This is a genomic window from Skermanella sp., assembly GCF_059503625.1.
Map to the genome: position 1 here is coordinate 1 of NZ_JCACHA010000686.1, position 12,255 is coordinate 12,255.

The 12,255-nt window shown below is 65.5% G+C and carries 9 protein-coding genes and 1 tRNA gene; 3 read left to right on the plus strand and 7 right to left on the minus strand.

Annotated elements, in window-relative coordinates:
• From AC5JJ6_RS22360 to AC5JJ6_RS22390, 7 genes are all read right to left on the minus strand, one after another.
• On the minus strand, nt 1-906 hold a 906-nt coding region (locus tag AC5JJ6_RS22360), incomplete at its 3' end, for an RNA polymerase factor sigma-54 (RefSeq protein WP_496044183.1).
• 16 nt (nt 907-922) lie between these two features.
• On the minus strand, nt 923-1,717 hold the full coding sequence (gene lptB, locus AC5JJ6_RS22365; RefSeq protein ID WP_044427718.1) for an LPS export ABC transporter ATP-binding protein: 795 nt from the start codon (nt 1,715-1,717) through the stop codon (nt 923-925).
• Nucleotides 1,718-1,737: 20 nt separating this feature from the next.
• A complete protein-coding gene (locus AC5JJ6_RS22370) occupies nt 1,738-2,625 on the minus strand; it encodes an LptA/OstA family protein (RefSeq protein ID WP_496044184.1) in 888 nt (295 codons plus the stop codon).
• On the minus strand, nt 2,622-3,446 hold the full coding sequence (lptC, locus tag AC5JJ6_RS22375) for an LPS export ABC transporter periplasmic protein LptC (protein WP_496044185.1): 825 nt from the start codon (nt 3,444-3,446) through the stop codon (nt 2,622-2,624). Before lptC ends, AC5JJ6_RS22370 begins: the two co-directional genes overlap by 4 nt.
• Nucleotides 3,447-3,450: 4 nt before the next feature.
• Entirely contained in the window at nt 3,451-4,410 is a 960-nt protein-coding gene (locus AC5JJ6_RS22380; RefSeq protein ID WP_496044190.1) for a KpsF/GutQ family sugar-phosphate isomerase, read from the minus strand.
• 307 nt (nt 4,411-4,717) lie between these two features.
• Nucleotides 4,718-5,329 carry a ribonuclease D gene (locus AC5JJ6_RS22385; RefSeq protein ID WP_496044186.1) on the minus strand — a complete coding sequence of 204 codons (612 nt, stop codon included), beginning with the start codon at nt 5,327-5,329 and terminating at the stop codon, nt 4,718-4,720.
• Between the two features lie 92 nt (nt 5,330-5,421).
• Nucleotides 5,422-5,508 (minus strand) — tRNA-Leu (locus AC5JJ6_RS22390).
• Nucleotides 5,509-5,726: 218 nt separating this feature from the next.
• Between AC5JJ6_RS22390 and AC5JJ6_RS22395 the strand changes: the two genes are divergently transcribed.
• From AC5JJ6_RS22395 to gltB, 3 genes are all read left to right on the plus strand, one after another.
• Entirely contained in the window at nt 5,727-6,692 is a 966-nt protein-coding gene (locus AC5JJ6_RS22395) for a complex I NDUFA9 subunit family protein (protein ID WP_496044187.1), read from the plus strand.
• A gap of 421 nt (nt 6,693-7,113) precedes the next feature.
• Nucleotides 7,114-8,571, plus strand: coding sequence for an NAD(P)-dependent oxidoreductase (locus tag AC5JJ6_RS22400; protein WP_496044188.1), 1,458 nt, complete (start codon nt 7,114-7,116; stop codon nt 8,569-8,571).
• Between the two features lie 227 nt (nt 8,572-8,798).
• Nucleotides 8,799-12,255 (plus strand): glutamate synthase large subunit (gltB, locus tag AC5JJ6_RS22405; protein ID WP_496044189.1); only part of this gene is annotated, 3,457 nt, incomplete at its 3' end.

Consider the following 12,255-nt stretch of genomic DNA (forward strand, 5'->3'; position numbering starts at 1 on the left):
CGCCACCATGTCGGACAGGTCCTCGGCATCGACGCCGCAGACCTTCAGCAGGGCCGGCACGTTGCGCGCCGCCAGCAGTTCCAGATTGTCGAGCAGGGCCTGGATCGCCGGGTCCAGCCGGTTGCGCTCCCGCAGCTGGATCGCAAGGCATTCGCTGAGGCTGCGGGCGAAGATGCCGGGCGGGTCGAAGCGCTGCACGCGCAGCAGGACCCTCTCGATATGAGCCGGATCGCAGTTCAGTTGTTCGGCCAGATCGGCGAGGCTGCCCGTGACGTAGCCGGAAGCGTCCAGCAGGTCGATCAGCGCCAGTCCGATCAGGCGGTCCACCGGGTCGATCAGATCGACGTTCATCTGGCCGATCAGGTGGTCGCGCAGGCTGAGGTCGCCGCTGAGCGTCTGTTCGAGGTTGAAATCCCCGTCCTCGAAACTGCCGCCACCGCCACGCGACGACCAGTCGCCGAATGCCTCCGCGCCGTCGAAGCTGCCGTCCGCGGCGCTGCCGTTGGTCCAGACGTTCTCGAAATCGGTATCGAGCGGGGAATCGGCGCCGCCGGCCATGTGGTCCGACGTCGTAAGCTCATGGGTGTCGCGTTGACGCTGGTCGGCGAGGTTGATGGCCGGCCCCTGGTCGGACTGGTTCGGGCTGTTGACCCCGGCGCCACCCTCGGCCCCGCCCTGGCTCCCGTCGCCGCCGCCTCCTCCGCCTGCTTCGGGTGAAGCGGAACCGTCGCCGCCGCCGAACTCAGAGTCGTCCCGCTCCAGCAGAGGATTCTGTTCGACCTCGCGGTCGACGTAATCCGACAGTTCCATGTTCGACAGTTGCAGCAGCTTGATAGCCTGCTGCAACTGCGGAGTCATGACAAGCGACTGGGTCTGCCTGAGGTCGAGACGTTGTGAAAGCGCCATGGTACCAGGGAGGTGGTTAGAGACTGAACCTTTCGCCGAGGTAGACCCGCCTCACATCCTTGTGGGCCACGATCTCCGACGGCTCTCCCTCCATCAGTACCATACCATCGTGCAAAATGTATGCCCGATCGACGATCTCCAGCGTTTCTCTTACATTGTGGTCAGTTATGAGTACGCCGATACCCCGATCCCGCAGATGCGTAACCAGCTCGCGGATGTCGTTGACCGCGATCGGATCGATGCCGGCCAGCGGTTCGTCCAGCAGAATGAAGTGAGGCTGCGAGGCGAGCGCCCGCGCGATCTCGACTCTTCGCCGCTCGCCGCCGGAAAGCGCCAGCGCCGGCGTCCGCCGGAGATGCGAGATCGAAAACTCGGCCAGAAGCTCGTCGAGCCTCGACTCGCGCGCATCGCGATCCGACTCGACAACTTCGAGCACCGCCCTGATGTTGTTCTCGACCGACAGGCCACGGAAGATCGATGCTTCCTGCGGCAGGTACCCGATGCCGCGCCGGGCGCGGCGGTACATGGGAAGGGCCGTGATGTCCTGGCCGTCGAGGCTGATCGTGCCGTAATCCGGGGAGATCAGACCGGTGATGATGTAGAAGCAGGTCGTCTTGCCGGCACCGTTCGGCCCCAGCAGACCGACCGCCTCGCCGCGCTGGACGGTGATGCTGACATCCCGCAGAACCGGCCGCTTCTTGTACTGCTTGCCCAGGTTGCGGGCGGTCAGTCCCTGGTTGTCGGCGATCAGCCGCGGCCCCGGTCCGCCGGCAGCCTTGGTCAGGCCCGGCGGGGCATCCTGGCGATCCATTCTCTTGAATTCCCGGATGCTCAATTCGTCGCACCTCCGGGTGCCGTCGGGGAAGTTGTTTGGGGAGCGGGCGGCTGGCCGCCACCCGGCTGCTGACCGGGAATGAACAATCCCTTCACCCGTCCGCCGCTGCGGTCACCGGTACTGAGCAGTCGGCTGATTCCGGTCTTCATGTTCACCTCGGCGGTCTGGCCGTTCAGGTGGTTCTCGCCACGGGTCAGGCGCACGTCACCGGTCAGGGTCGCAATTTCGGTCTTCAGGTTATAGACGCCCTGCCGCCCCCGCGCCACATCGGTCGGGGTGGTAATCACGACGTTTCCCTGGGCGTCGATGCGCGTCATCTCCATGCTGCCGTCGGCTCCGTCGGCAAACAGGCCGACCAGGACATCCGCGTTGACGCGGTTCTGCTCGCGCACCGCCATCGCGTCGCCACGCGCCACGGCAAGCTTCTGTGTTTCCCAATACTCCAGGCTGTCCTTGGCGGTCACGACATCGGTCGGCGTGACCAGCTTGAGGTCGGAACCCGTGACGACGGCGACCAGCTTGTCGACATCGTATACGGCGCGGTCGCCGTAGACGTTCTGGGTCGGCGAGAAGATATGGACCTTGCCGTCGGCCGCCAGCCGGAAGATCTCGGTCCCGCCGGCCGGGATGTCGCGGTAATAGGCCACCAGGGTATCGCCGGTGATCGTCACGTCGCCGCGCTTGGCGACGGCGTTGCCGCGCGCCACATAGGCCTTCTGCTCCTGGTGCCACTCGATCGCCTGATCGGCATCGACGGCGATGGGAAGCCCCTGGCTCGACCCGGCACCCGGCACCTGCGCCCACACGGGAGCAGATTGAAGCAGCAGGGCTGTAAGGGTGGCCAGTACCGGAGCAAGGGCCTTGTTGCGAAAACGCGTCTTCATCGCTGGACCTGCTCCGCTATGGGCTGCTCGGGCGCCGGGCGTTCCGCCACCGTGGGCGGTGCTTCCGGAATTTCGGGATCCGTCGCTGCGGCCCCCGAGGGCCCTGGCGACGATTTGGTGGCACCGGCAGGTCCGCCGGATTCCGTCAGGCCGGCGGCGAGGTCGAGATGGGCCGGACCGTTGAAGACGATGGTGGCGCCGCTGTCGAACAGACGGAACCCTCGCGAGAATATCTCTCCGAAGGGTCCCTGCCCCGTCACCGGCAGATCGCCCCAGGCGTTGCCGGCCCTGACGTCGATATGCGCTTCGTCGGATTTGAACTCGTAGCCCTTGTCGTGGAACAGGTTGGCATTGCCAAGCAGCAGCAGCTTTCCCGTCTTGTCGTTGTACCGGCCCCTGTCGGCCTTGACCGCGATCCATGTGCCGTCCTGGAGGGTCAGTTCCCCCTGCGGACGAACCAGGTCGAGGACGCCCGGTTCGCTGGTCGACTGCACCGCCCGGTCCGCCGTCAGCGAGAACGGACGGTTCTGGGTATCGGTCCCGACATAGAGAGCCCGCATCATTTCGAGTTCGCCGGTGTCGCGCCGGTTGTCCGACTGATCGCCGCCCTGGATCCGCGGCCATGCCGCCAGCAGCCCGATGATCCCGAACGCCAGCAGCGGCAGCACCACCTTCAGGAACTTGACGAAATGGGAATAGCCGCCGCCGGCGCGCGCCATCCGGCGCTCGTGGTCGGCTACCTGCGCGGCGGCCGCCGCAGGCGCGGCGTCAGGGTTCGATATGGCGGCGCCGGATGATGTTCCCGACCGGATCGTATCCATGGCGTCAGGCCACACCGGCCCGCAGGCAATCGTGGATGTGGATGATGCCGACCGGACGCCCTTCGTCGGTAATGAAGAGGCTGGTGATCGCCAGCGCGTTCATGATCCCGAGCGCCTCGCCGGCCAGCGTCGTGGGGCGGATCGTCTTGGGATCGGACGTCATGACGGTCTCTGCCGGCAGCGACAGGAGATCGGGGTTCATGTGGCGCCGCAAGTCGCCGTCCGTGATGATACCCGCGAGCCTGCCGTCGGCGCCGGTCAGTCCGACGCAGCCGAACCGCTTGGCCGTCATGACCAGGATCGCTTCCGATACCTTTATGTCGAGCGGGGCCAGGGGCAGCTCGGCCCCCGTATGCATCATCTCGGTGACCCGCAGAAGCTGCCGTCCGAGCTGGCCGCCGGGATGGAAGACCTTGAAATCGGCTGCGGAGAAGCCACGCCGCTCCAGCAGCGCCACGGCCAGCGCATCGCCCAGCGCCAGCATCAGCGTGGTCGACGTGGTCGGCGCCAGCCCCAGCGGGCAGGCTTCCGGCGACTGCGGCAGGATCAGCGCCACGTCGGACTGCTCCGCCAGCGACGAATGCGTCCGGCGCGTGATGCCGATCAGCGGAATGCGGAAACGCTTGGCATAGGCCACTATGTCGCACAACTCGGCGGTATCGCCCGAGTTGGACAACGCTATGACCGCATCGTCGCGCGCGATCATGCCCAGATCGCCGTGACTGGCTTCGCCGGGATGGACCCACAGGGCCGGTGTTCCGGTGGACGCCAGCGTCGCCGCGATCTTCCGGGCGATGTGGCCGCTCTTGCCCATGCCGGTGACGACGACGCGGCCGGTGATGCCGGCAAGCGCCTTGACGGCGCGGGCAAAGCTGTCGTCCAGGCCGGCGGCCATATCCATCAGCGCTTCGGCTTCCACGCGGAGCACCCGCCGCGCCACCGCGATGTCGCCGTCGGCGGACATGTCGGCTTGCGCCTTGTCGCTGAGCGCGCTGTTGGGGGCGGTGGAATGGTCCAAGGCTGACGAACTCCCAAGTATCTGGTAGGCAAACAATCGACGGGCTGCGACTCCGGGGCACCGGTGCTGCACCGTATCAGCGCCGCTTGCCGCAACTATCGGCGGGCGGTGGCCGCAGTATGCCGCTCAGCCCTGGTGCGGTCAAACCCGCACCTTTGTTAAATTGCCGCGGAACGGGCCATTCTGCACCAAACTTGGGCAACAATGAGACCTCGTTTCCCTTCCGTCGTGAAGAAGAACCTGGGCTTCTCTACTAGTGTGCGAAAATATCCTGATCTTCCCAACCAGCAAGATCGAGAGCGGCCCGTGTCGGCAGGAAACGGAAGCACTCCCGCGCCAACTCCGTGCGTCCCTCGCGCTCCAGCATGGCATCCAGCCTGGTGCGCATCTCGTGCAGATGAAGCACGTCCGAAGCCGCGTATTTGAGCTGTTCGGGCGTCAGTTCCGCCGCACCCCAGTCCGAAGACTGCTGCTGCTTCGACAGGTCCACGTTGAGCAGGTCCTTGCACAGGTCCTTCAGTCCATGACGGTCCGTGAAGGTGCGGACCAGCCGGGACGCGATCTTCGTGCAATAGACCGGCTGGCACACGACTCCCAGGTAAGCCTGGATGGCCGCGATGTCAAACCGTGCGAAGTGAAACAGCTTGGTGACATCAGGGTCGGTGAGCAGCCGCTTCAGGTTGGGAGCCTCGTAGCGGCCCTGCCGAAGCTGGACCATATGGCAATTGCCGTCGCCGGCCGATAGCTGCACCAGGCACAGGCGATCCCGAACGGGATTCAAACCCATGGTTTCGGTGTCGATGGCGACCGTGTCGCCGAAATCGAGGCCGTCCGGCAGATCGCCGTCGTAAAGCTCTATGGGCACTGCGCTGCATCCCGAAAGCGACAACGGCCGCTTCGATCCGCCTATATCCCTGTATCGGGATACCTGCGATCTAGCGGCCGTTACCGAGGAATTGGTGCCCAGGAGAAGACTCGAACTTCCACGACATTTCTGCCACAGGTACCTGAAACCTGCGCGTCTACCAATTCCGCCACCTGGGCGACGTGGAGCGGGTATTTATTGGGCCGAGCGGTTCCTGTCAAACGCTTTTTGACGAAATCATCGGGACGGTCGCGCCCCTCTGCCGCACCGGTGCTCCGGCATCGCCTGGACGCTGGCTCCCCGCCCATCATTTCGTTATAAGCACTGCCCAACAGCCTCCGATCGCCCTTACCAAGGCCAGAGAGGCGCAGGCAAAAATCAGGTTTTGGAGAAAGCGATGTCCTTTCGGTATCGGGTAGCCACGGTTTTCGGCGGGTCCGGGTTCATCGGCCGCCACCTGATCAAGAGGCTGGCGAAGACCGGCACGATCATCCGGGTCGCGACCCGTCACCCGAGCAACGCCAACTTCCTGCGGACCAACGGCGCGGTCGGCCAGATCATCCCGATCGCCACCAACATCCATGACGACGCCTCGGTCGCCGCGGCGGTGCGCGATGCCGATATCGTCATCAACCTGATCGGCATCCTGTACGAATCAGGGGTCAACACGTTCCGCGGCACCCAGGGCGACGCGCCGGGCCGCATCGCGCGCGCCGCCAAGGCGGCGGGTGTCCAGCGCTTCGTCCAGATCTCGGCGATCGGCGCCGATGCCGGATCGACCGCCGAATACGCCCGCTCCAAGGCCGCCGGCGAGCAGGCGGTGCTCAAGGCGTTCCCGGAAGCGACGATCCTGCGCCCCAGCGTCGTGTTCGGCCCGGAAGACGGCTTCTTCAACCGCTTCGGTGCGATGGCCCGGATCTCGCCGGTGCTGCCGCTGATCGGCGGCGGCCATACCAAGTTCCAGCCGGTCTATGTCGGCGATGTCGCCGATGCGATCATGAAGGCGCTGGAAAACCCCGCCGCAATGGGCAAGACCTATGAACTGGGCGGGCCGCGCGTCTACTCCTTCAAGGAGATCATGGGCTTGGTGCTGGCCGAAACCCGCCGCAAGCGCATCATGGTCACGGTGCCGTGGGGCGTCGCGGAACTTCAGGGCAAGATCCTGGGCAAACTGCCCAAGCCCCTGCTTACCGTCGACCAGGTGGAACTGCTGAAGCGCGACAACGTGGTGGCTCCCGGTGCCGCCACGCTCGCCGATCTCGGCGTCGAGCCGACGGCGGCCGAGGTCATCATCCCGACCTATCTCGACCGTTTCCGGGTCGGCGGCCGCTTCTCCCAGCGCGCCGGCGGCTACTCGGCCTGACGCCACCCTGCTGCCCGTGACAACCCGGCATTCATCTGAACGCCGGGTTCAAACGGCGGGTTTTCGATACGGCGCAAGACATTTTGCTGCACCTGCGGTTAAGGTAACCGGCAACTTCTGTCGTCCGGAACAGGTAGTCCTATTTCGGACCTATTAGACTGAAAACGAAATGGTCTGAGCGCCTATATATTCAGCAGATCGAGCCTCACTCGTAAATTTAGTCAACAACCGTGTCCTATTCGTTGTTTTTTGCTGGCAAGACCTAGGTTTTTGACGTATACGGTCGGTATCGGACATAGTCTGGACAAGTTTGTTTCCACCTCAACGCGGTTACGCCGATGCGGCCGTGAATCTCCTAAGTCGAACGGGGCAATCACAGCCATGCGTTCGCGGCGGAGGTTGAGCTGAAGGATTGTTCGCCATGGCGCAGAAGATGTTGCAGTTCGTCCGCACCGAGAAGCGCATGCCCGACAAACGGGAAGCCGCGGCGCGCCGGCACGACTTCGATGAAATCTATGGCGAGTTCGATCAGAGCGGTGCCGAGGAACAGTCGAGCCGCTGCTCGCAGTGCGGCGTGCCGTTCTGCCAGGTCCACTGCCCGCTTCACAACAACATCCCGGACTGGCTGAAGCTGACGGCCGAAGGCCGCCTCGAGGAAGCCTACGAGATGTCGTCGGCGACCAGCAACCTGCCGGAGATCTGCGGCCGCATCTGCCCGCAGGACCGCCTGTGCGAAGGCAACTGCACGATCGAGCAGTCCACTCACGGCACCGTGACGATCGGCTCGATCGAGAAGTACATCAACGACACGGCCTGGGACCGCGGCTGGGTCAAGCCCCGCATTCCGGCACGCGAGCGACCGCAGTCGGTCGGCATCATCGGCGGCGGCCCCGGCGGCATGGCCGCGGCGGAACAGCTCCGCGCCAAGGGCTACGAGGTCCATGTCTACGACCGCTACGACCGTATCGGCGGCCTGATGATGTACGGCATTCCCGGCTTCAAGCTGGAGAAGTACGTCGTGGACCGCCGGGTCAAGCTGCTGGCCGACCAGGGCGTGATCTTCCACACCAATTTCGAAGTGGGCCGCGACGCCACGCTGGCCGACCTGCGGGCAAGGCATGACGCCGTCCTGATCGCGACCGGCGTCTACAAGGCGCGCGACCTCGATGCGCCCGGTTCCGAGCTGGGCAACATCATCCCGGCGCTGAAGTACCTGACGGTCAGCAACCGCCAGGGCCTCGGCGATGCGGTACCGGACTACGACAGCGGCGCGCTGAACGCGGCCGGCAAGAACGTCGTCGTGATCGGCGGCGGCGACACCGCGATGGACTGCGTCCGCACGGCGATCCGCCAGGGCGCCAAGTCGGTCAAGTGCCTCTACCGCCGCAACCGGGCCAACATGCCCGGCTCCCAGCGCGAGGTCCACAACGCCGAGGAAGAGGGCGTTGAGTTCGTCTGGCAGTCCGCCCCGGAAGCGTTCGAAGGCAAGGACGGCGTCGTCACCGGCGTCCGCGCGCACCGCATCCACCTTGGCGTCGCCGACGCCAGCGGGCGGCAGACCCCGCAGGTGATCGACGGTTCCGGCTATGTCCTGGAAGCCGATCTCGTGATCAAGGCGCTGGGCTTCGACCCGGAAGACCTGCCGGCCCTGTTCGGCGAAGCCGGGCTGAAGGTCAGCCGCTGGGGCACCGTCACGGTCAACTTCCGCACCATGATGAGCAGCCTGGACGGCGTCTTCGCCGCCGGCGACATCGTGCGCGGCGCCAGCCTCGTGGTCTGGGCCATCCGCGACGGCCGCGACGTGGCGGAGCACATGCACAGCTACCTGCTCCAGAAGGCAGAAGCCGGCACTACCGCAGCCGCCGTCGCGGCGGAGTAGGAAGCGCAAGGCGGAGCCCGGCACTTCCGGGCTCCGCCTGCCCTACCCGGCCATCCCGGAGCGCTTGCCGGACGCCGACATCGGGTCATGGCAAGAACCGGACATACGCATTCGTCACGGGGTTGAAACCATGACGGCACGGCAATCCATCGTAAATTTCCGCCAGCTACCGCAGCGTGGCGCCCTCTCCGTCGACGTCGACGCCGCACTCAGAAAGGATCACGCCCATGACTGATGAAATCCTGAACCAGGGCGAGCAGTTCGTTACCGAGTACAAGGCGAACGTCGAAGCGCTGGCGGCGGCCCACGCCTATGACCCGGCGGACGAGCACGACGCCTGCGGCGTCGGCATGATCGCGGCGATCGACGGCAAGCCCCGCCGGTCGGTGGTGGAAAAGGGCATCGAGGCGCTGAAGGCGGTCTGGCACCGGGGCGCCGTCGATGCCGACGGCAAGACCGGTGACGGCGCCGGCATCCACGTCCAGGTGCCGCAGCAGTTCTTCCACGACTACGTCAAGCTGATCGGCCACATCCCGCCGGACCGCCCGCTCGCCGTCGGCCAGGTGTTCCTGCCGCGCCTGTCGCTGGAAGCGCAGGAGCGCTGCCGCTGCATCGTCGAGACCGAGATCCTGAATTTCGGCTACTATATCTATGGCTGGCGCCAGGTGCCGGTGAACGTCGACATCATCGGCGAGAAGGCCAACGCGACCCGGCCGGAAATCGAGCAGATCATCATCGGCAACGCCAAGGGCGAGACCGACGACAAGTTCGAGCTTGAGCTTTACATCATCCGCCGCCGGATCGAGGCCGCCGTCCGGGCCGAGCAGATCAACGACTTCTACATCTGCACCCTGTCTTCGCGCTCGATCGTCTACAAGGGCATGTTCCTGGCGGAACAGCTCACGTCGTTCTATCCGGACCTGCTGGACGAGCGCTTCGTTTCCAACGTCGCGATCTACCATCAGCGCTACTCGACCAACACGTTCCCGACATGGCCGCTGGCCCAGCCATTCCGCATGCTCGCCCACAACGGCGAGATCAACACGCTGAAGGGCAACGTGAACTGGATGAAGGCCCATGAGACCCGCATGGACCACGAGTGCTTCGGTCCCTACATCAACGACCTGAAGCCAGTGATCCCGATCGGATCGTCGGACTCCGGGGCGCTCGATGCGGTATTCGAGGTCGTGGCCCGCGCCGGCCGCTCCGCCCCGATGACGAAGACCGTGCTGATCCCGGAAGCGCTGGCGGCCGGCGACACGATGCCGGCGCCACACCGGGCGCTCTACGGCTATGTCAACGCCGTGATGGAGCCGTGGGACGGACCTGCGGCATTGGCGATGACCGACGGCCGCTGGGCCGTCGGCGGCATGGACCGCAACGGCCTGCGTCCGATGCGCTACACGATCACCAACGACGGCCTGCTGATCGCCGGTTCGGAAACGGGCATGGTGAAGACGGACGAGACGACGGTCGTCGAGAAGGGCCGGCTCGGGCCTGGACAGATGATCGCGGTGGACCTTGCCGAAGGCAAGCTGTACCACGACCGCGAGATCAAGGACTACCTTGCCGCCCAGAAGCCCTACGACAAGTGGGTCGGCGAGATCACGGAACTGGACAGCCTCGTCAAGGCGGCGCCGGCGGAACCCGCCGTGCTCGCCAAGGAAGAGCTGCGCCGCCGCCAGCTTTCCGTCGGCATCACGATGGAAGACCTGGAAACGGTCCTCCATCCCATGGTGGACGAGGCCAAGGAAGCGATCGGCTCGATGGGCGACGACAGCCCGATGGCCGTGCTGTCGGACAAGTATCGCGGCCTGCACCACTTCTTCCGCCAGAACTTCAGTCAGGTCACCAACCCGCCGATCGACAGTTTGCGCGAACGGCGCGTCATGAGCCTGCGCACCCGGCTGGGCAACCTGGGCAACATCCTGGACGAGGATGCGGGCCAGTGCCGCCTGCTCCAGCTGGAAAGCCCCGTGCTGACGACGGCCGAGCTGCGCGCCATGCGCGGCTACATGGGTGAAACGGCGGCGGAGATCGACTGCACCTTCGACGTCAGCGCCGGTCCCAACGCGCTGCGCGACGCGCTGCGCCGCATCCGTCAGGAAACCGAGGACGCCGTCCGCGGCGGCGCCACCCACGTCATCCTGTCGGACGAGCGTGTCAGCGGCGCCCGGGCGCCCATGCCGATGATCCTGGCGACGGGTGCCGTCCATACCCATCTCGTCCGCCAGCAGCTCCGCACCTTCACGTCGCTGAACGTACGGTCGTCCGAGTGCATGGACGTACACTACTTTGCCGTGCTGATCGGCGTCGGCGCCACGACGGTCAACGCCTACCTGTCGCAGGAGGCGATCGCCGACCGCCACCGCCGCGGGCTGTTCGGCGACCTGTCGCTCGACCAGTGCATGTCCCGCTTCAAGAAGGCGATCGACGAGGGTCTGCTGAAGATCATGTCCAAGATGGGCATCTCGATCATCAGCTCGTACCGGGGCGGCTGCAACTTCGAAGCGGTCGGCCTGAGCCGCGCGCTGGTGGCAGAGCACTTCCCCGGCATGGTCAGCCGCATCTCCGGCATCGGCCTGGCCGGCATCCAGAAGAAGGTGCTGGAACAGCACGCCATCGCCTATTCCGAGGACATCATCGCCCTGCCGATCGGCGGCTTCTACAAGTACCGCCGCAACGGCGAGCGGCACGCCTGGGAAGCAGGATTGATCCACATGCTTCAGCAGGCGGTGGCGACCGACAGCTACCCGACCTTCAAGAAGTACACGGAAGCGACCAACAAGCGAGCCCCGATCCAGCTCCGCGACCTGCTGGACTTCCGCTCCACGCGGGAGGCGATCCCGCTCGACGACGTCGAGAGCATCACGTCGCTGCGCAAGCGCTTCATCACGCCGGGCATGTCGCTGGGCGCGCTGTCGCCGGAAGCTCACGGCACGCTCAACGTCGCCATGAACCGGATCGGCGCCAAGTCCGACAGCGGCGAGGGCGGCGAGGACCCGGCGCGGTTCAAGCCCGACAAGAACGGCGACAACTGGAACTCCGCGATCAAGCAGATCGCGTCGGGCCGCTTCGGCGTCACCGCCGAATACCTGAACCAGTGCCGCGAGATCGAGATCAAGGTGGCCCAGGGCGCCAAGCCCGGCGAAGGCGGGCAGCTGCCCGGCTTCAAGGTCACCGAGATGATCGCCAAGCTGCGCCACTCCACTCCCGGCGTCATGCTGATCAGCCCGCCGCCGCACCACGACATCTACTCGATCGAGGATCTGGCCCAGCTCATCTATGACCTGAAGCAGATCAACCCGGACGCCAAGGTCTGCGTCAAGCTGGTCTCGCGCTCCGGCATCGGCACCATCGCCGCCGGTGTCGCCAAGGCGAACGCCGACGTGATCCTGGTGTCCGGCCATGTCGGCGGCACCGGCGCCAGCCCGCAGACCTCGATCAAGTATGCCGGCGTGCCGTGGGAGATGGGCCTGAGCGAGGTCCATCAGGTGCTGACGCTGAACCGTCTGCGCCACCGGGTCCGGCTGCGCACCGACGGCGGCCTGAAGACCGGCCGCGACATCGTCATCGCCGCCATGCTGGGCGCCGAGGAGTACGGTGTCGGCACCGCCAGCCTGATCGCCATGGGCTGCATCATGGTCCGGCAGTGCCACAGCAACACCTGCCCGGTCGGCGTCT